This window comes from Acuticoccus yangtzensis, assembly GCF_001927245.1.
In the GTDB taxonomy this organism is placed as follows: Bacteria; Pseudomonadota; Alphaproteobacteria; order Rhizobiales; family Amorphaceae; genus Acuticoccus; species Acuticoccus yangtzensis.
In genome coordinates, this window is the sequence record NZ_MJUX01000008.1 from 246,034 (window position 1) to 265,521 (window position 19,488).

The 19,488-nt window shown below is 68.5% G+C and carries 15 protein-coding genes; 5 read left to right on the top strand and 10 right to left on the bottom strand.

Annotated features, from left to right (window positions below):
• Positions 1-76: 76 nt before the first annotated feature.
• The 10 genes from cysG to BIX52_RS18420 all read right to left on the bottom strand — a co-directional run bounded on the left by cysG (position 77) and on the right by BIX52_RS18420 (position 14,760).
• The gene (cysG, locus tag BIX52_RS18375) at positions 77-1,543 is read right to left on the bottom strand and encodes a siroheme synthase CysG (protein WP_083660473.1); all 1,467 of its coding nucleotides are present in this window, start codon (positions 1,541-1,543) and stop codon (positions 77-79) included.
• Positions 1,509-4,190 (bottom strand): nitrate reductase, encoded by a 2,682-nt coding sequence (locus tag BIX52_RS18380; RefSeq protein WP_075222551.1) that lies wholly within the window; start codon positions 4,188-4,190, stop codon positions 1,509-1,511. The genes cysG and BIX52_RS18380 overlap by 35 nt, the downstream gene beginning before the upstream one ends.
• Positions 4,190-4,525, bottom strand: coding sequence for a nitrite reductase small subunit NirD (gene nirD, locus BIX52_RS18385; protein WP_075222552.1), 336 nt, complete (start codon positions 4,523-4,525; stop codon positions 4,190-4,192). Before nirD ends, BIX52_RS18380 begins: the two co-directional genes overlap by 1 nt.
• Complete coding sequence (gene nirB, locus BIX52_RS18390) at positions 4,522-6,996, bottom strand: nitrite reductase large subunit NirB (RefSeq protein ID WP_075222553.1); 2,475 nt, start codon at positions 6,994-6,996, stop codon at positions 4,522-4,524. The genes nirD and nirB overlap by 4 nt, the downstream gene beginning before the upstream one ends.
• A 73-nt stretch (positions 6,997-7,069) precedes the next feature.
• Positions 7,070-8,044 carry a GAF domain-containing protein gene (locus BIX52_RS18395; protein WP_075222554.1) on the bottom strand — a complete coding sequence of 325 codons (975 nt, stop codon included), beginning with the start codon at positions 8,042-8,044 and terminating at the stop codon, positions 7,070-7,072.
• A gap of 17 nt (positions 8,045-8,061) precedes the next feature.
• The gene (locus BIX52_RS18400; protein ID WP_075222555.1) at positions 8,062-9,828 is read right to left on the bottom strand and encodes an ABC transporter ATP-binding protein; all 1,767 of its coding nucleotides are present in this window, start codon (positions 9,826-9,828) and stop codon (positions 8,062-8,064) included.
• 8 nt (positions 9,829-9,836) lie between these two features.
• On the bottom strand, positions 9,837-10,925 hold the full coding sequence (locus BIX52_RS18405) for an ABC transporter permease (protein WP_075222556.1): 1,089 nt from the start codon (positions 10,923-10,925) through the stop codon (positions 9,837-9,839).
• Positions 10,926-11,197: 272 nt separating this feature from the next.
• On the bottom strand, positions 11,198-12,595 hold the full coding sequence (locus BIX52_RS18410; RefSeq protein WP_075222601.1) for a CmpA/NrtA family ABC transporter substrate-binding protein: 1,398 nt from the start codon (positions 12,593-12,595) through the stop codon (positions 11,198-11,200).
• Between the two features lie 256 nt (positions 12,596-12,851).
• Positions 12,852-14,117: a CmpA/NrtA family ABC transporter substrate-binding protein gene (locus BIX52_RS18415; RefSeq protein WP_075222557.1), complete on the bottom strand. Its 1,266-nt coding sequence runs from the start codon at positions 14,115-14,117 to the stop codon at positions 12,852-12,854.
• A gap of 46 nt (positions 14,118-14,163) precedes the next feature.
• Complete coding sequence (locus BIX52_RS18420; RefSeq protein WP_075222558.1) at positions 14,164-14,760, bottom strand: ANTAR domain-containing response regulator; 597 nt, start codon at positions 14,758-14,760, stop codon at positions 14,164-14,166.
• A gap of 260 nt (positions 14,761-15,020) precedes the next feature.
• On the opposite strand from BIX52_RS18420, the gene BIX52_RS23305 reads away from it, so the two are divergent.
• The 5 genes from BIX52_RS23305 (at position 15,021) to BIX52_RS18445 (ending at position 19,470) form a co-directional block, all read left to right on the top strand.
• Complete coding sequence (locus tag BIX52_RS23305; protein WP_075222559.1) at positions 15,021-15,410, top strand: Fur family transcriptional regulator; 390 nt, start codon at positions 15,021-15,023, stop codon at positions 15,408-15,410.
• A 94-nt stretch (positions 15,411-15,504) separates the two neighbouring features.
• On the top strand, positions 15,505-16,356 hold the full coding sequence (gene aztA, locus BIX52_RS18430; protein WP_205647855.1) for a zinc ABC transporter ATP-binding protein AztA: 852 nt from the start codon (positions 15,505-15,507) through the stop codon (positions 16,354-16,356).
• Positions 16,353-17,216, top strand: a complete 864-nt coding sequence (locus BIX52_RS18435) for a metal ABC transporter permease (protein WP_075222560.1) — start codon at positions 16,353-16,355, stop codon at positions 17,214-17,216. The genes aztA and BIX52_RS18435 overlap by 4 nt, the downstream gene beginning before the upstream one ends.
• Positions 17,217-17,219: 3 nt before the next feature.
• Entirely contained in the window at positions 17,220-18,356 is a 1,137-nt protein-coding gene (locus BIX52_RS18440; RefSeq protein ID WP_075222561.1) for a metal ABC transporter solute-binding protein, Zn/Mn family, read from the top strand.
• A 76-nt stretch (positions 18,357-18,432) separates the two neighbouring features.
• A complete protein-coding gene (locus BIX52_RS18445; RefSeq protein WP_075222562.1) occupies positions 18,433-19,470 on the top strand; it encodes a nickel/cobalt transporter in 1,038 nt (345 codons plus the stop codon).
• Positions 19,471-19,488 lie beyond the last annotated feature (18 nt).

Genomic DNA, 19,488 nt, shown 5'->3' on the forward strand with positions numbered 1-19,488 from the left:
GCTCCGCAGATTGGCGGCGCGTGGGCACCGCCTCCTTCTGAAGTCCGGTGCGGCTGTGCCGGCGGACGCCGCGCGCCTATCCCGCGATCGCCTGCTGCACGACGTCGGGCATGGTGCTCACGTCCACCGCCTCCTCGCCGAAGACGCCGCCGATGGCGATCAGAAGCGGACCGTCGTTCTGCGTCTGCGCCACCGCCTCCGGCAGATCGGCGAGACGGCCGCGCCAGACGTGCTGATTGGCCCGCGCGACATTCCACATCGCGACCGCAGGCGTATCCGCCGAGACGCCCGCCGCACAGGCCCGCTCCACCAGCGCCACCGAGGTGCGGCCGCCCATGTAGATGATCGCCGTCTTCCCCTCGCCGACGATCGCGGCAACGTCGAGACCGTCCGGAAGGGTGCCGTGGCGCGAGTGGCCGGTGGTGAAGCTCAGCGTCTGGGCATGGTCGCGGTGCGTGAGCGAGGTCTGGAGGATCGACGCCATCGCCGAGGCGGACGTGACACCTGGAACCACCGTCACCCCGATGCCCGCCGCGCGCACAGCCGCGATCTCCTCGCCCGCACGCCCGAACACCATCGGGTCGCCCGACTTCAGCCGCACCACCTGGCGTCCCTGCTTGGCGAGCCGGATCATCATCGCCGTGATGTCCTCCTGCTTGCACGACTTGCGCCCGCCCCGCTTGCCGACGCAGATGCGCTTGGCCTCGCGCCGCGCCAGCTCCAGCACCTCGTCGGACACCAGATCGTCGAACAGGATCACGTCGCACGCCTGCAGCGCGCGCATGGCCTTCAACGTCATCAGACCGGCATCGCCCGGACCCGCTCCGACCAGGGTCACGTGGCCGTCCATCGTCGCGGTCCCGGCGGCGTCGATCATCGCGTCGACATCGTCAGGCGGCGGGGTGGACCCGAAGGCGAGGTCGGCGAACCTCTCCCAGAAGGCGCGGCGGGGCGGCCCCATCGCCAGACGCTCCATCACCCGCGGCCTCACCTTGGCGGCGAGCTTGCCCCAGGCCGACAGCGTCGGCGGCAGCAGCGTCTCGATGCGCCGCCGCACGGCCTGCCCGACGATCGGCGCCGCGCCGTCCGTGGAAATGCCTACGACCACCGGCGAACGATTGACGATCGAGCCGAACTGGAATTGGCAGAAGGCCGGATTGTCGATCACGTTGACCGGAACGCTCGCCGCCTTCGCCGCGCAGTAGAAGGCCTGCGCCTCCGCGTCCGTTTCCGCATCGCAGATGGCGACCGCCGCGCCCTCGAAGGCGTCGAGCGCCCAGGGCCGGCGGTGCAGTGTCAAACTGCCGTCCGCCGCACCGCGCGCGACGAGCGCCAGCATCTCCTCCGACGGATCGGGGGCATAGATGTCGACGTTGGCGCCGGCGGCGGCCAGCACCTCCGCCTTCCACCGCGCGGCCGCGCTGCCGCCCGCCAGGATGGCACGTCGCCCCTTGAGGCCCATGAAGACCGGGAGGACGGCCAGCGCGCCGAGGCGCTGGGGCTCGGCCTCAACCGGCCGGCGCAAGCTGTCGTTCTGGTTCATCGGCCTCAACACTCATTGACGAAAGGATCCGTGCGATCTCATTTCGGCACGAACCGCAGTTCGTACCAGCCTGGAGAACGTCGCCAATTGCGGCCACCGTCCCCGCCCCGTCAACGGCTGCGGCGGCGATCTGGTTTGCACCGACCTTGAAACACGAGCAGATGATCGGCCCCGGATCCGGCTGATCGGCTCCCGGACGGCCGGCCAGAATGGCGGCGCTCGAAGGAAGACGCTCGCCCAGAAGCCCCGCCACATAAGCGCGCGACACCGCCACGGGCCGCGGCGCGAAGAAGGCCGCCCCCACCAGCTCCCCGTCGACCAGCGCGGCGAAACGGGCCGTTCCGGCTGTCCGGTCGAGGGCGCCGACGAGATCCTTCGTTCCGAGCAGCCGCTCGGCGAGGGCGCGCGGGTCGCACGGGTCCGCGTCGGCGAACTCCAGCGCGTGGCCGGCGGCGAGGCGGGCCGCCGCCCAGTAGGCCAGACGCTCGGTGCGGATCGGCCGGGTGGACACCGCATAGCCGTAGAACGCCGCCGCGAAGGGCTCGACGCGGGCGAAGGAGGACTTCAGCGCCGGCTGACCGGACACGGCGTCCACCACCGGATCGACAAGACGGTCCACCCGCGCGTTGGCGCTGGTCTGGTCGGTCCAGTGCATCGGCACGAAGAGCGTTCCCTCGGCCACACGGTCGGTGACGAGGGCGCGCACCAGGATGCGCCCGCGCGGGCTCATCACGCGCACGAGCGAGGCGGGCTCGATACCGTGCGCCGCCGCGTCCGCCGGATGGATCTCCACGAAAGGCTCGCCGATGTGGCTCGACAAACGCTGCGACCGGCCTGTCCGCGTCATCGTGTGCCACTGGTCGCGCACCCGGCCGGTGTTGAGGCGGAACGGGTAGCGGCGCGGCGTCTCGGCCGCGGCCTTCTGCTCCACCGCCACGAAGCGCCCGCGCCGCGAGGGAGTGTAGAAGCCGCCGTTGGCGAAGAAGCGCGTCCGCGGCGCGCCGGAGGCGGGCACGGGCCACTGAACCGGCGCCATCGCGCCATAGGCCACCGCGGAGAGACCGGCGAGACCGGAAATGTCGAAGTCGCGCGTGTCGTCGTTCGCCGTGCCGGATAGGCGGGCATATTCGTCGAACACCGCCGCCGGACCGTCCCAGGCGAAGGCGTCGGCCCAGCCCATGCGCGCGGCCACCTCGGCGATGATCTTCCAGTCCGCCATCGCCTCCCCCGGCAGCGGCAGGAAGGCCCGCTGGCGCGAGATGCGGCGCTCGGAATTGGTGACGGTCCCGTCCTTCTCGCCCCACGCCGCGGCAGGGAGCTTCACGTGGGCGTGGCGGAGCGTGTCGGTGTTCGCCACCACGTCGGAGACGACGAGGAAGGGCACCTTGCGCAGCGCCTCCTCAACGCGGCCCGCGTCGGGAAGCGAGTCGGCGGGGTTGGTCGCCATCACCCACAGCGCCTTGATGCGGCCGGAATGGATCGCCTCGAACAGGTCCACCGCTTTGAGGCCCGGCTTGTCCACCATCGCCGGCGAGGCCCAGAAGCCTTGCACGATGTCGCGGTGGTCCGGGTTTTCGATCTCCATGTGGCAGGCGAGCATGTTGGCGAGGCCGCCGACCTCGCGCCCGCCCATCGCGTTCGGCTGGCCGGTGATGGAGAAGGGCCCCGTCCCCTCCCGGCCGATGCGGCCGGTGTAGAGGTGGGTGTTGATGATCGCATTGACCTTGTCGGTCCCGGACGCCGACTGGTTCACGCCCTGACTGTAGAGGGTCACCGTCCGGTCCGTTCCCGCCACCATGGCGTAGAAGGCGGCGATGTCGGCTTCCACCAGCCCCGTCGCCTCGGCCACACTGGCGACGGTCCACGGCCGCGCGGCGGCGAGCGCTGCGTCCGCGCCCTCGGTGAAGTCGCCCACATAGGCCGCGTTGCCGGCACGCGCCGCTTCCAGATGCGCCAGGAGGCCGGCGAAAAGCGCAACGTCGGTGTCCGGCTTCAGCTTCAGATGCAGGTCGGCGGCGACGGTGGTGGCGGTCTCGCGCGGGTCCACCACGACGATCTTCATCGACGGGCGCGCGGCCTTGGCGGCGGCGATGCGCTGGAACACCACCGGATGGCACCAGGCCATGTTGGAGCCGACCGCGACGAGAAGATCCGCCGCCTCGAGGTCTTCGTAGGTGCCGGGCACAGTGTCGGTGCCGAAGGCGCGCCGGTGCCCCGCCACGGACGACGCCATGCACAGGCGCGAATTGGTGTCGATGTTGGCCGTGCCGACGTAGCCCTTCATGAGCTTGTTGGCGGCATAATAGTCCTCGGTCAGAAGCTGACCGGAGACGTAGAGGGCGACCGAGTCCGGACCGAACTCGGCCACCGTCTCGGAGAAGGCGCGGGCGACGAGGTCGAGGGCGACGCCCCAGGTGGTGCGCTTACCGTAGACCTCGGGATAGAGGAGACGGTCCTCGAACGAGACCGTCTCACCGAGGGCCGAGCCCTTGGAGCACAGGCGCCCGAAGTTGGCGGGGTGCGTGGTGTCCCCGGCGATGTCAACGCTGCCGTCCGGCGCGGGGGTTGCGAGAACGCCGCACCCGACGCCGCAATAGGGGCACGTCGTCTTCACGGCGCGGCAGGCGGCGGCGGGGGCGGCGTCCATCACGCGACCTCGCGAACGGGAAGGCGGCCGAGGTCGAGATGGATCTCGCCGTCCACCACCTCCACCGGGATGGTGACGACGCCGCCCCCGTCCGGCCCCTCCACGAGGCCGGTGGTGAGCGACACGACCGTGTTGTGCAGCGGGCACGTCACCGAGGTGCCGTGGACGATCCCCTCCGACAGCGGCCCGCCCTTGTGCGGGCAGCGGTTCTCTATGGCGAAGATCTGGTCGTCCGCCGTGCGGAACACGCCGATGGTGCCGGCCGGCGTCTTCACGCAGCGGGCGCCCAGAACCGGGATGTCGGACACCTTGCCGACTTTGATGAAGGTGGTCATTCGGCGGGCTCCATCATCTCGGGCTTCGGGAATGCGGTGCCGATTTCGGCGAGCGGGGTGAACTCGGTGGCGTGGCCGCCGGTCTTCGCGGCGCGGGCCGCCCACGGGTCGTCCTGCGCGAACTTCTGCGCGTGCTGGAAGCGCTCGAAATAACCCTGGCGCTTCTCGGCGTCATGGACGATCTGGTTGCGCACGGTGTCGTAGCCGATGCGTTTGGCCCACTTGTAGATGCGCTCAAGGTAGTGCCCCTGCTCGCGGTACATCTGCGTCAGCGCGGCGATATACTCGATCGCTTCGGCCTCGGTCGGCACCGAGCACAGGATTTCCGTGCCCTTGATGTCGAGCCCCGCGGCGCCGGCGAAGTGGATCTCGTAACCGGAGTCGACGCACACGACGCCGATGTCCTTGCACGTCGCCTCGGCGCAGTTGCGCGGGCAGCCGGACACCGCGAGCTTCACCTTCGCCGGTGTCCACGCCCCCCACAGGAAGCGCTCCAGCTTGATGCCGAGGCCGGTGGAATCCTGCGTGCCGAAGCGGCACCAGTCCGACCCGACGCAGGTCTTCACCGTTCTGAGCCCCTTGGCGTAGGCGTGGCCCGACACGAACCCGGCCTTGCCGAGATCGGCCCACACCGCGGGAAGGTCCTCCTTCTTCACGCCCAGCATGTCGATGCGCTGGCCGCCGGTGACCTTCACGGTCGGGATCTCGTATTTGTCCACCACGTCGGCGATGGCGCGCAGCTCGTCCGACGAGGTGACGCCGCCCCACATGCGCGGGACCACCGAATAGGTGCCGTCCTTCTGGATGTTGGCGTGCACGCGCTCGTTGATGAAGCGCGACTGCTCATCGTCGACATATTCGCCCGGCCAATCGGCGACGAGGTAATAGTTCAGCGCCGGGCGGCACTTGGCGCAGCCGTTGGCGGTCTTCCATTGCAGTTCCTGCATCACCGCGGGGATGGATTTCAGCCCCTTGGCGACGATCAGGCGGCGCACGTCGCTGTGGCCGAGGTCGGTGCACTTGCACATGGCCGCCACACCGGCCGGATTGTAAGCATCGCCCAGGGTGAGCTTCAGAAGCTGCTCGACGAGGCCGGTGCAGCTTCCGCAGGAGGCGGACGCTTTGGTGTGGGTGCGGACATCGTCGACATTCTTGAGGTTCTTGTCGGTGATGGCCGTCTCGATCCGCCCCTTACACACGCCGTTGCAACCGCAGATCTCTGCATCAGCCGGCAAGGCTGCAACGGCCGCCGTAGGGTCCAGCGGAGAGGCCCCCGCGAAGGCCTGGCCGAAGATGAGCGTATCGCGCAGCTCCCCAATATCGGCGCCGTCCTTCATCATCTGGAAGTACCAGGCGCCGTCGGCCGTATCGCCGTAGAGCACCACGCCGAGGATCTTGTTGTCCTTCAGCACCAGGCGCTTGTAGACGCCGGAGGCCGCATCGCGCAGGACGATCTCCTCACGGTCGTCGGCCTCCGCGAAGTCGCCGGCCGAGAAGAGGTCGATGCCCGTCACCTTCAGCTTGGTGGAGGTCTGCGAGCCCTTGTATTCGCGCGCGCCCTCGACCAGCCGGTCCGCCAGCACCGCCGCCATCTCGTAAAGCGGGGCGACGAGGCCGTAGACCATGCCGTCATGCTCAACGCATTCGCCGACCGCGTAGATGTCGGGGTCGGATGTCCGCATGCCGTCGTCCACGACGATGCCGCGATTGACCGTCAGCCCCGCGTCCTTCGCGAGCTGCACCGAGGGGCGGATGCCGACCGCCATCACCACCATGGTCGCGTCGATGATACGTCCGTCGTCCAGCTTCACCCCCTCGACCTTGTCGACGCCGAGGATCTCCTTGGTGTTGGCCTTGCAGATGACCTCGATGCCGCGATCCTCGACCGCCTTCTCCAGGAGATAGCCGGCGGAGGGGTCGAGCTGGCGCTCCATCAGCGTGGGCATGATGTGAAGGACGGTGACGTCCATCCCCTGCATCTTGAGGCCGGCGGCGGCTTCGAGGCCGAGGAGACCGCCGCCGATGACGACCGCGCGCCCGCCCGTCTTGGCGCCGTGGAGCATCTTCTCCACGTCGTCGAGGTCGCGGTAGGCGAGGACGCCGGGAAGCTGGTGGCCCGGCACCGGGATGATGAAGGGGTTCGAGCCGGTGGCGATGATCAGCTTGTCGTAGTCCGCGGTCGTGCCGTCGGCGGCGGTGACGCGCTTGGCCTCGCGGTCGATCTCGGTGACGCGCTTGCCCTGCAGCAGGCGGACATTGTTGGAGGTGTACCAGGCATCATCGTGGATGATGATGTCCTCGTAGGACTTCTCGCCCGACAGGACCGGCGACAGCATGATCCGGTCGTAGTTGACGCGCGGTTCGGCGTTGAAAATGGTGACGTCGTAGGCGTCGGGAGCGGCTTCGAAGAGCCGCTCCAGAGCCCGGCCCGGTGCCATGCCGTTGCCGATGACGACGAGACGCTTTCTCATGGTCTCACTCCTTTAGGTGTGCCCCGATGGGCGGCACCTCGCGGCGGCAGCGCCGGAGGCCGGGCAAAAATGGTCAGAGGTACCAGGCGATGACGCAGGCAAGGTCAGCGCCGCGGTAAACGGGAAAAGCGACGATGCTCGACATCCCGGCGACCTTGGCGAGGTCGTCGACGATCGTGTCCTCGCGGCCGACATCGTTGTTGATCGCGGGCACACCGGTGGCGAACACGATGCCGATGGTGCCCTCGCCCCTGCGGACGGTGATCGACCCCAGCATCACGTGAAGGTCGGCGATGGATTCGCAGTAGCCGGCCGTGAAGCCGAGCACCCCGTCCGCATTCGGGCTCCACACCTCGACGCGCGAGGCGATCGGCGTATCGAGCGCGGAGAGGAAGGCCATGACCCAGGCCCCCTCTTCGTCGATCCGCACGGGGATGCCCACGCCGCGGGTGATCCCCACCTCCGCCGCCTTCTCCCAGCGCAGGAAGCGCGGGCCGGTGAGGTGGGTGAAGACTTGGGGTAAGCCCTTGGCCCACACGAGCCCGGGCAGACCCGACCCCTTCACGAAGTGGATGCGCCGCGCGGTCCACTCGAACACCTCGGCGGTGCCGTAGTAGCCCTCGAACAGCCCCATCTCCGGCGAACGGCCTTCGGAACGCCACGTCTCGATCGCACCGACATGCTGACGGTCGTCGCCGCAGAAGAAGACGATGACGCCCTTCAGCTCGTTCCCCTGAAGGATAGGCAGGGCGACACCGCAGGTGAGTCCCGCCCGTGCCGCAGCGGGGCCGCGCAGGAAGTAGCTGCCCTGAAGGTCCTTCAGGATGATCGGCGTGCGGCGGGCCCAGGCTTTGCCGGGGAGCCCCTCGTCGAACTTGAAGGTGGTCTCCTTCGCGACGCTCTCGAACTCGGTCAGCTCGCCATAGGAGCCGGCGGCCAGCACCAGTTCGGTCTTGTCGTGGCTCGGAACCCACACCTCGAATGCGCGCACGAAGGCCCGCTTGCCTGCGGCATTACCGGCCTTCTGATTGGTCACAGCAAGGTCCATCTGGCATCTCCCCGCAATCAGGCCGCCATGCCGGCTTTGGCGGGTTCCTCCGCCGCGGTCCGTTCCGTCACCGTGTCCGCGGCCGTCTCCTGAAGCTGCTCCAGCCGGTCCGGGTCCGGCGTCGCGCCGCCCTCGTAGGCCTCAAGGAAGTCGAGCAGCGTCTGGCGGTAGCGGTAGTAGTCGGGGTGCTCGAGCAGCGCGGCGCGCGAGCGCGGGCGCGGAAGGTCGACATGCATGATGTGGCCGATCCGCGCGTTGGGACCGTTCGTCATCATCACCACCTTGTCGGCGAGGAGGATCGCCTCGTCGACGTCGTGGGTGACGCAGATCGCCGTCACCTGCGTGCGCTTCCAGACGTCCATCAGGACCTCCTGAAGCTCCCAGCGGGTGAGCGAATCCAGCATGCCGAAGGGCTCGTCCAGCAGCAGCAGCTTGGGCGACAGGGCGAACGCGCGGGCGATGCCGACGCGCTGCTTCATGCCGTTCGACAGCTCGGCCGCCGTCTTGTCCGCCGCGTCCGACAGGCCGACGCGGGCGAGGTAATAGTCGACGATCTCGCGCCGCTCCTTGCGGCTCGCCTTCGGGTAGACCTCGTCGACGCCGATGGACACGTTCTCGCGCGCCGTCATCCACGGCATCAGCGAGGGCGCCTGAAAGACCACGGCGCGGTCAGGCCCGGCCCCCGAAACCTCGCGGTTGTCGAGGACGATGCCGCCGGCTGAGATGTCGTTCAGCCCCGCGGTCATGGAAAGGACCGTGGATTTGCCGCAGCCCGAGTGGCCGATCAGGGTGATGAACTCGCCCTTGTCCATCATGAAGTCGAAGCCGTCGACCACGGTGAGCGGCCCCTTCGGCGTCGGGTAGATTTTCTTGACGCCGGAGAATTCCAGATAGCGCCGGTCGAGCGGCGAATGGGCGGCGTCGAGATAGGCCTTCGGCGGCTTGGCCGGCCCCTTCTGGATCGGCGTGATGGACGGCAGCGTCAGCCCGTCGCCCGCCTCCGCGCCGCGCTCCATGCCGACGCGCATCAGGTAGTTGGTGACCTCGCCGCGCAGGCGGATGAATTCGGGGTCCGAGTTCATCGCCGTGCGGTCGCGCGGACGGGGGATGTCGACCTTGAAGACCTGGCCGAGCGTCGCCTTGGGGGCGGGCGTCAGCGGGATGATGCGGTCGGCGAGAAGGATCGCCTCGTCCACGTCGTTGGTGATGAGGATGACGGTTTTCTTGTCGCGCGACCAGATCTCCTCGATCTCGTCCTGCAGCTTGGCGCGGGTCAGCGCGTCGAGCGCCGACAGCGGCTCGTCGAGAAGCAGCATGTCCGGGCTCATGGCGAGCGCACGGGCGACCGAGACGCGCTGGCGCATGCCGCCGGACAGCTCGGCCGGCTTGCGGTCCTTGGCGTGGGCGAGCCCCACCATCTTGACCGCGTCGGCCACCCGCTCGCGCCGCTTCTTGCCGCTCTCCTTGGGGAACACCTGGTCCACCGAGAGGGCGATGTTCTGGCTGACCGACAGCCAGGGCATCAAGGAATAGTTCTGGAACACCACGCCGCGGTCGGGACCGGGGCCGGTGACCGGGGCGCCGCGCAGCGCCACGGTGCCCTCGTCCGGCAGTTGCAGCCCGGCGATCATCGAGATCAGCGTGGACTTGCCGGAGCCGGAGAAGCCGACGATGGCGATGAACTCGCCCTCTTCGACGGCGAGGTTCACGTTCGAGAGGACGTCCGTCCGCTCGGTGCCTTCGCCGAAGCTCTTGGAAACGTTGCGAAGCTCGAGATAAGCCATCGGAGACCTCAGCGCTGGCTCGAGAAGGTGAAGGCGGCCTGCAGGGCGTACATGATCCGGTCGAGCAGGAAGCCGATGAGGCCGATCGTCAGGACGGCGACGATGATCTTGGCCAGCGAGGAGGACGAACCGTTCTGGAACTCGTCCCACACGAACTTTCCGAGGCCGGGGTTCTGGGACAGCATCTCTGCGGCGATCAGCACCATCCAGCCCACGCCGAGCGACAGGCGAAGTCCGGTGAAGATCAGCGGCAGCGCGGAGGGCAGGATCACCTTGGCGATGAATTTGCGCGTCGGAAGCTGCAGCACGCGGGCGACGTTGGTGAGGTCCTTGTCGACCGAGGCGACGCCGAGCGCGGTGTTGATGAGCGTCGGCCACAGCGAGCACAGCGTCACGACGATGGCCGAGATCAGCATGGATTTGGGCATGGCCTCGGAGGCGTCGACGTAGGTCGCGGACACCACCATGGTGACGATCGGCAGCCAGGCGAGCGGCGACACGGGCTTGAAGATCTGGATCAGCGGGTTGATGGCCCCATTGACCGCCCGCGACAGACCGGACGCGATGCCGAGCGGAACGGCGACGGCGGTGGCGAAGATGAACCCCAGCGCGACCGTCTTCAGCGAGGTGATGATCTGGTCGAGATAGGTGGGCGAGCCGGTATATTCGCGCCACTTCACGCGGTCTTCGCGGCCCTGCTCGATCAGCTTGGCGTTGCGCTCGTCCTGCCGGGCGTAGAACTCGGCGGCCTTTTCACGCTCGGCCATGTGGGCGTCCCACAGGCCGCCGGCCTCGCGGGCGACCTCCACCGGGCCGGGGATGGCGCCGAGCGAGGTCTGCACCTGCGGCGCCAGGATCGCCCAGGCGGCGACGAAGATGAAGATGCCCGCCAGCGGCACGACGAGGCTCTGCACCAGCTCGGTCTTCTGCGCCTTGAAGCTGTCCCCCGCGGCCATGCGCATCAGCGGCACGAGGAAGCCGAGACCGAAGACGCCGAGCCAGCCGGCCGACTTGTTGATGAGGGTGAAGCGGCGTTCGCGCCGGGCCTCGCGCGCGCGGTCCAGTTCCGGATCCGCTCCCGTCGTCGTGATTGCCATGGGTTCTGCTCCAAAACGCGGAATGTGAAGGTGCGGCAAGTCCGTGCGCCGCTTTGAGAGTTGGTCCGCAGCCTGTGTGCAGCAGACCCCATGCTAAAAGTTGCGCGAAGTTGTTTGAATTCGCACAATAAGTTCATCGATTTCTGACGACGCGGCGATGAGTTCAGCCAAAGTCACGCGGTCGCAGGTCGACCCGCGTGCATTGCTGGCCGGGGGACAGTGTCCGGCCAAGGGTTCGGCCCGGCCGGACATCGCAGAGGAGGTGAGCGCCGTCAGTTGGTGACGACGTCCGCGCCGACGATCTTGTCGCCGTTCTTCAGGCCGATGGAGAATTGCTCGAGGTAGCCTGCGGGATCGCGCCCGTCATAGGTGACCCCGTCGATGAACTCGGTCTGCGGGTCCTTGTAACCGTCGGTGCCGAAGGGAACCTCGTCCTCGGTCAGGAAGCCTTCTTCGACGAGGAGCCGCGCGGCCTCCTCGTAGATGTCCGGGCGGTAGACGGATTTCGCCACCTCTTCATACCAGGAGTTGGGCTTTGCTTCGGCGATCTGCCCCCACCGGCGCATCTGGGTCAAATACCACGTGGCGTCCGAATAGTAGGGATAGGTGGCGTTGTAGCGGAAGAAGACGTTGAAATCGGGAACGTCCCGCACATCGCCCTTCTCGTACTCGAAGGTGCCGGTCATGGAGTTGGCGATGACTTCGGCATCCGCGCCGACATATTGCGGCTGGGACAGGATCTCGACCGCCTCCATGCGGTTGGCGTTGTCGTTCTCGTCCAGCCACTTGGCGGCCCGGATCAGCGCCTTGACCACCGCGAGCGTGGTGTTCGGGTTCTCGTCGACGAATTCTTTCGTCATCCCGAAGACCTTCTCCGGGTTGTTCTTCCAGATCTCGTAGTCGGTGATCACCGGAACGCCGATGCCGCGGAAGACGGCCTGCTGATTCCACGGCTCGCCGACGCAGTAGCCGTAGATCGTTCCGGCTTCGAGCGTCGCCGGCATCTGCGGCGGCGGGGTCACCGAGAGGAAGGCCTGCGCCTGGATCTGGCCCGAAATGTCATCCGGCGAATAGAAGCCGGGGTGGATGCCGCCCGCCGCCAGCCAATAGCGCAGCTCGTAATTGTGGGTCGACACGGGGAAGACCATCCCCATGTTGAACGGCTTGCCGGACGCGTTGTACTGGTCGACAACCGGCTTCATCGCCGCGGCCGAGATGGGATGCTGCAACTTTCCATCATCACCGACCGGAATGTTCGGCTTCATCGCCTCCCAGACCGCGTTGGAGACGGTGATGCCGTTGCCGTTGAGGTCCATCGAGAACGGGGTGACGATGTGCGCCTCGGTGCCGTAGCCGATCGTCGCCGCGAGAGGCTGGCCGGCCAGCATGTGCGCCCCGTCCAACGTGCCGGTGATCACGCCGTCCAGCAGAACCTTCCAGTTCGCCTGCGCTTCCAGGGTGACGAAGAGGCCTTCGTCCTCGAAGAAGCCCTTTTCGTAGGCGATGGCGAGCGGCGCCATGTCGGTCAGCTTGATGAAGCCGAACTTCAACTCGTCCTTCTCGACGTCGAGCCAGACCGTCTCCTGGGCAAGGGCCGCCCCGGAGACCATGCTGGTGGAGGCAAGAAGAAGCGCGGCGAAGGTTCGGCGCGTTATCGCGGCAATGGTCATGGTCATGTTCCCACAGCGGGCGGCCTCTAACGGCCTGATCGGAAAACAAAAAACGCCGCCGGCTGGTCGTGCAGCACAGCAATGAAGCGTGTGTCACGAAAGCCGGCGGCGTTGCCGTTGGCTCCCACCCTGCGGCGGAGCAATTGTGTTCGGCGTCATGCCGATGTCGTGATTTACATCCGCATCAGCGGGAAGCACGAGTCCAAATTAGAATCAAACAAGCTAGGCAATTGCCCAAATAACATGCAACCCTGCGTTACTGGCCGGATCGCGCCCACTCTTCTTGCATACCTTCCGAGGTTATAACAAAATCCTCGATATATATACTCAACTCTTGAGGATCGAATACACGCCCGTCGAAGAAGCCGTCCCGCCCCAGAACCAGTTTGCCGGTCGTCGATCCGACCGCTTGCTCGGCGGCCAGGCTTCCTTCCACCTTCGCGTTGGCGGCCGGAAGGGTGACGCCGGTTCCGGCGAAGGCGCGGCGATAAATGTCGGGACGGAAGGCGCCGCCGGCGAGCGCGATGCCTTCGGGCGACAACGTCGTCTGCGCCCAGCGGACCATCTGCGAGTAGAACCACAAGGCGTGGCTGCGCCAGGGGAAGCTTGCCCCGTTGCGGTCGAACAGAAGATAGTCGGCCAGTCCTTCGGACGGCGCGCCCGCCCCCGGCAGCGGCACCCGCCCAGCGAGCGCGTCGCCGATCAGCTCCGGCGCCATGCCGAGGATGTCGGGCGCGGCCAGCATCGCGGTCAGGTCGTCGCGGTTGGCTGGATCGTCGGCCCATTCCGCCGCGGCCTTCAAGGCGCGCATCAACGCGTCCAGCGTCTGCGGATTCTCCTCCGCCCAGACCTCTCGCACGCCGAGCACCTTTTCCGGCGCGCGCCGCCACAGGTCGACGCTGGCGACGACCACTTTGGCCACACCCTCGGCGAGCCCCACGTGGTTCCAGGGCGCCCCCACACAGAAGCCGTCGATGTGCCCGTCACGCAGCGAACGCACGACGAACGGCGGCGGGATCACCACCAGCGACACGTCCCTGTCCGGATGGATGCCCGCAGAGGCGAGGAAATAGCGCAGCTGATAATTGTGCGGCGAGAAGGGGTGGACGATGCCGAAGGTGAGCGGGGCTTCGCCGCGCCGGGCGCGCCCGTCGACCACGTCCTTCAAGGCGGCGGCCTTGGCGGCGACGTCGCGCGGGGCGCCCATCTGCCCCGTCGCCTCCATCGCGTCATAAAGCGCGTTCGAGACGGAGATGGCGTTGCCGTTCATCGACAGCGTGAAGGGGGCGACCATGCGCGCCTTGGGATTGCCGATCTGAAGCTGAGAGGCGACCGGCACAGGCGCCAGCATCTGCGCGCAGTCGAGATGGCCGATGGTCAGCTTGTCGCGCACCGTCGCCCACGAGGCCTCGCGCACGAGGTCGAGGGTGAGGCCCGCCTCGGCCGCGAAGCCCCGGCGGGCGGCCGCCACCAGCACCGCCGAATCCACCAGCGGAATGAAGCCGACGCGCAATGTCGTCACGTCCGCGCCTCCCGAGCCCGCCGCCGCTTTCCCCCCGCGGTCATCCTCACACGCTGCCCTCCAGAAGGCTCGCGGCGGTGATCATCGCCCGCGCCACCTCGCCGATGGTGCGGTTCTCGTTCATCGCCGCCCGGCGCAGGAGGTGGTAGGCCTCCTTTTCGGACAGGCCGCGCCGCTCCATCAATATGGACTTGGCGCGGTCCACCACCTTGCGGTCCTCCAGCGCGCGCCGCGTATCCTCCAATTCGCGTTGCAGGCGGTTGAAAGCGTTGAAGCGGGACAGCGTCATGTCCAAAATCGGCTTCACCCGCTCCTTCTTCAGCCCGTCGACGATATAGGTGGACACCCCCGCCTCCACGGCGCGCTCGATCATCTCCGCCCCCGACTCGCCCACGAACATGGCCACCGGACGGCGCACCGTCTGCGAGACCTGGAACATCTGCTCCAGGACGTCGCGGTTGGGGTTTTCGAGGTCAATGATGATGACGTCGGGATCGGCATCGACGATAGAGCGCAAGAGGTTCGTCATGTTGCGCACGATCGTGACGTTTGCGAAACCCCCTTCGCGCAGGCCCTCCTCCAGGATGGCCGCCCGAATGGCATTCTCGTCGATGACCAGAATCTTCAAACCGGCGTCGCGCATGGCTCTTGGTTGACATGAATTGGCGGAAAGCGGGACACCAAATGGTGTGCAGGATCGCGGCCAACCCCGCGTCATGCGCCTGTGATTTGAGCATCGGCCCCTTGCCTCGTCCTTGCCCGGCACCCTCTCCGTCTCCACTGCGCTTCGCCGGACATCGCGCCGGCCCCTTGAACATCGGCGCAAAGCGTATAATGTACGCATCAAGGGACGGGCGCCGCACCTCGTGCCGCATCCTGTCGCTCCACACTCGGGAGGCTTTCTTGTCCAGCACCACGCAAGACCTGGAGCGCATCGCGCTCGACGTTCTGGCGCGCGCCGACGGACCGGTCGGCGCTTACGACGTGCTGGCCGCGCTGCGCACCGTGCGCCCCAGCGCCGCCGCGCCGACCGCCTACCGCACCCTCACCCGGCTGATCGAGAAGGGCCTCGTCCACCGCTTGGAATCGCTGAACGCCTATGTCGCATGCTGCGCCGAGCATGACGGCAGCGCCCCCCTCTTCTCCATCTGCGATGATTGCGGGACCGTCGGCGAGCTGGCCGACCCCGCCGTCGCCTCGCAGCTCGCCGCCGCGGTCGGCCGCGAAGGGTTCGAGGCCGAAAAGCAGGTGATCGAACTCCACGGCCGCTGCGCCCAGTGCAGGACGGCGTGATGGGATCGCCGCTGCTCGCCGGGGCCGCCGGGCGCCTCGTCGTCGCCGTCGCCGCCTCCGCCATCCTGTGGGGCCTCTTCGCGTGGGCGGTCCGGTGAGCCTCAGCGTCCCGCACACCGCCCGCGCAGGCGCGGCCAAGTCCGCCGCTTCGAACGCTGGCGCCGGCACCGCACCGGCCGCATCCTCGGCGCCGGACGCGCCCGGCCGCGCCCCCGCCCTCACGCTCGACGACGTGACGCTCGGCTATGGCCGTCACCCCGCCGTCCACCACGTTTCGGCCACGTTCGCGGCGGGGTCGCTGACCGCCATCGTCGGCCCCAACGGCGCCGGCAAGTCGACGCTGCTGAAAGCCGTCGCCGGCGAGCTCGCGCCGATGACCGGCACCATCCGCACCGCCACCGGGCGCGGTGCCACCGCCTACATGCCCCAACTCGCCGAGATCGACCGCACATTCCCCGTGTCGGTGCGCGAGGTGGTGGCGATGGGGCTGTGGAAGCGCATCGGTGCCTTCCGCAGGCTCGGCCCCTCCGGCGCCCGCATGGTGGACGAGGCGATCGCCCGCGTCGGCCTGACCGGGCTCGAAAAGCGGCCCATCGGCACCCTCTCCGGCGGCCAGATGCAGCGCACCCTCTTCGCCCGCCTCGCCCTGCAGGACGCCGCGCTCATCCTTCTCGACGAGCCGTTCACCGGAGTCGACCGGCGCACCGTGGACGATCTCCTCGGCGTCATCGCCGGATGGCACCGCGAGGGCCGCACCATCCTCGCCGTGCTGCACGACTTCGACGAGGTGCGCCGCCATTTCCCGGACGCCTTCCTCCTGGCGCGCGACCTCGTCGCCCACGGCCCCACCGCCACCGTTCTGACCCCCGCCAACCTGGAGCGCGCCCGCGCCGTGGGCGAGGCGGTAGACGACGGCGCACCCCTCTGCCGGCGCGCCGCCGCATGATCGACCTGTTGTCCCCCTTCGTCGAGTTCGCCTTCATGCGGCGCGCCCTCGTCGGCTGCATCGCCGTCTCCATGGGCGCCACGCCCATCGGCGTCTTCCTGCTGCTGCGCCGCATGTCCCTCACCGGCGATGCGATGGCCCACGCCATTCTGCCGGGCGCGGCGGTCGGCTTCCTCTTCGCCGGACTGTCGCTCACGGCGATGACCCTCGGCGGCCTCGTCGCCGGCATGGCGGTCGCGGTCGCGGCGGGCGCCGTGTCGCGCTCCACCATCCTGCGCGAGGATGCGAGTCTGGCCGCCTTCTACCTCGTCTCGCTGGCGGCGGGCGTCGCGGTCGTCTCCATGCACGGCAGCAACGTCGACCTGATGCACGTCCTCTTCGGCACCGTGCTGGCGCTGGGGAACGACGCGCTCGCCCTGCTCTGCGCGATCGCCACCATCACCGCGGTGGCGCTGGCGCTCCTCTTCCGCCCTCTCGTCATGGAATGCCTCGATCCGGCCTTCCTGCGCGGGGTCAGCCGCCTGTCGCCGGTCGCCCACTTCGGCTTCCTGGCGCTCGCCGTGCTCAACCTCGTCGGCGGATTTCATGCGCTGGGCACGCTCATGGCGGTCGGCGTCATGGTGCTGCCCGCCGCCGCCGCCAGGTTCTGGACGACGAGCGTCGGCGCCATGATCGCCGTCGCCTTCGCGGTCGCCGTCACCGGCAGCGTCTGCGGCCTTCTGCTCTCGTTCCACTTCGGCCTGCCCTCCGGCCCGGCCATCGTGCTCGCCCTCGGCGGGCTCTACTTCGCCTCACTCCTCTTCGGCGCGCAGGGCAGCCTCTTCGCCCGCCGCGTGCCCCGCACACACCAGGAAGCCTAACCTATGCCCACCGCTCTTTCCCGCGCGGCCCTCGGCGCCGCCACGATGACGGCTGTCCTGTCGTCACCCTTCGTCGCACCCTCCGCCGCCGCCGAACCGCTCCAGGTCGTCGCCACCTTCTCCATCCTGGGCGACATGGTTAAGACCATCGGCGGCGACCGGGTCACCGTCACCACGCTGGTCGGACCGGGCGGCGACATGCACGTGTTTCAGCCGACGCCGCGCCAGGCCGCGAGCCTCGCCGGGGCCGACATGGTGGTGATGAACGGGCTCGGCCTCGAGGGCTGGCTGGAACGCCTCGTCGAGGCGTCCGGCTATGATGGCCCGCTGGTGGAGGCCGCCCACGGCGTCACCCCGCTGCCCGCAGGCGGCCACGACGACGACGCGCACGCCGATGATGCGCACGAGGATCATGCGCACGAGGACGATGCGCACGAGGAGCATGCGGATGGTGACCATGACCGCGAGGAGCACGCCGAGGACACGGCCGACGCGCACGAGCACGACGACGACGGACACGACGACGACGCGCATGAGGAGCACGCGGAAGCCGATCACCACGACGACGCCAATGAGCACGGCCATGAGCATGCGCACGACCATGGCGCCTACGATCCGCACGCCTGGCAGGACCTCGGCAACGCCGTCCTCTACGTGGCCGAGATCACCGAGGCGCTGAGCGAGGCCGATCCGGACGGCGCCGCCACCTTCGCCGCCAACGCCGCCGCTTATGTCGACGCCATCGAGGCGCTGAACGCAGAGGGGCACGCCACCCTCGGCGCCCTCGCCGACGACCGCCGCACCGTCCTCACCAACCACGACGCCTTCGCCTATTTCGCCGGCGCCTACGGCATCACCTTCGTCGCGCCGCAGGGCATCTCGACGGAGGCCGAACCCTCGGCGCGTGACGTCGCCGCACTCATTCGCCAGATCCGCGACGACGGCATCGACGCCGTGTTCCTCGAAAACCTCGCCGACAACCGCCTCGTGGAGCAGATCGCCGCCGAAACCGGCGCCACCGTGGGCGGGGTTCTCTACGCCGATGCGCTGTCAGCCCCCGGCACGCCCGGCTCGACATATCTCGGCATGATGCGCCACAACATCGAAGTGCTTGCCAAGGCGCTCGGCAAGGGCGTCTAACACGCCCGGCGGGGGCGGTGATGCCGGCCCCCGCCGCTGCTCATCGCTGCCCCGCCGCGGTCCTGTCGAGGTGTTTATGCGTTCGGTTCCGATCACTGGCTCGCGCGTCGCGCCGGGTCCGCGGCGTCTCTGGCGCACCGCGATCGCCGTGGTGCTCGCGGTCGCCTTCTTCGCGGCGACGGCGTTCATGCTGTCCTCCGGCCTCGGCCTGGTGGAGGCGGCCCAATGGGCGACCACCCAGCAGCGCGCCTACTACGAGATGATGCGCCACATGATGGAGGCGCGCGGCAGCGCCTTCGCCTCGCTCGGCCTGATCGGCGCCAGCCTCGCCTACGGCTTCATCCACGCCGCCATTCCGGGCCATGGCAAGTTCCTCATCGCCGGGGCCGGGATCGCCAGCCGCGCCAGCGTGCGCCGCCTCGTCGCCCTGTCACTGGCGGCGAGCCTCGCCCAGGCGGTCACCGCGGTGGTCCTCGTCTATGGCAGCTTCTCGGTCCTCTCCATCACCGCCGGATGGGCCGTCGACGCGACGGACAAGGTGCTGGCCCCGCTCAGCTATCTCGCCATCCTCGCGATCGCGATCATCCTCATCCGCCGGGCGCTGCGCGGTTTCGGCAGCGCGTGGGAACAGCAGGCCGCGCGCATCGGCGCCTTCGCCACCGGCCGACCCGCCCCCGCCGCGCAATCCCACCCGCACCACGCCCACCATGAGCACGTGCACGACCACGATGAGGACGGCCTGTGCGGCTGCGGCCACCGCCACGCCCCCACCCTGGAAGAGGCCGACGCGCTGCGCTCGTGGAAGGACGCGGCCATGCTCATCGCCGGCATCGGCCTGCGTCCCTGCACCGGCGCGGTCTTCGTCCTCGCCGTCGCCTGGCGCATGAACCTCATCGGCGTCGGCATCGCCTCGGCCGTCGCCATGGCGCTCGGCACCGGCGCCTTCATCAGCCTCGTCGCCGTGTCCGCCGCCACCGCCCGTGGCGCCACACTCTTCGCCGCCGGAGTGAAACACGCCGGCCTCGTCGTCCCCACGCTTCAGCTCTGCGCCGGAATCTCCATCGCGCTGATCTCGTCCGCCTTCCTCATCGCCCCCTTCATCGCGGGGCTGTGACGGGCCGGACAGGCCGCA

Bases quoted from the DNA above. Each gene is read 5' to 3' on its own strand.
- cysG (WP_083660473.1), bottom strand. From the start codon at position 1,543: ATGAACCAGAACGACAGCTTGCGCCGGCCGGTTGAGGCCGAGCCCCAG.
- BIX52_RS18380 (WP_075222551.1), bottom strand. From the start codon at position 4,190: ATGGACGCCGCCCCCGCCGCCGCCTGCCGCGCCGTGAAGACGACGTGC.
- nirD (WP_075222552.1), bottom strand. From the start codon at position 4,525: ATGACCACCTTCATCAAAGTCGGCAAGGTGTCCGACATCCCGGTTCTG.
- nirB (WP_075222553.1), bottom strand. From the start codon at position 6,996: ATGAGAAAGCGTCTCGTCGTCATCGGCAACGGCATGGCACCGGGCCGG.
- BIX52_RS18395 (WP_075222554.1), bottom strand. From the start codon at position 8,044: ATGGACCTTGCTGTGACCAATCAGAAGGCCGGTAATGCCGCAGGCAAG.
- BIX52_RS18400 (WP_075222555.1), bottom strand. From the start codon at position 9,828: ATGGCTTATCTCGAGCTTCGCAACGTTTCCAAGAGCTTCGGCGAAGGC.
- BIX52_RS18405 (WP_075222556.1), bottom strand. From the start codon at position 10,925: ATGGCAATCACGACGACGGGAGCGGATCCGGAACTGGACCGCGCGCGC.
- BIX52_RS18410 (WP_075222601.1), bottom strand. From the start codon at position 12,595: ATGACCATTGCCGCGATAACGCGCCGAACCTTCGCCGCGCTTCTTCTT.
- BIX52_RS18420 (WP_075222558.1), bottom strand. From the start codon at position 14,760: ATGCGCGACGCCGGTTTGAAGATTCTGGTCATCGACGAGAATGCCATT.
- BIX52_RS18435 (WP_075222560.1), top strand. From the start codon at position 16,353: ATGATCGACCTGTTGTCCCCCTTCGTCGAGTTCGCCTTCATGCGGCGC.
- BIX52_RS18440 (WP_075222561.1), top strand. From the start codon at position 17,220: ATGCCCACCGCTCTTTCCCGCGCGGCCCTCGGCGCCGCCACGATGACG.
- BIX52_RS18445 (WP_075222562.1), top strand. From the start codon at position 18,433: ATGCGTTCGGTTCCGATCACTGGCTCGCGCGTCGCGCCGGGTCCGCGG.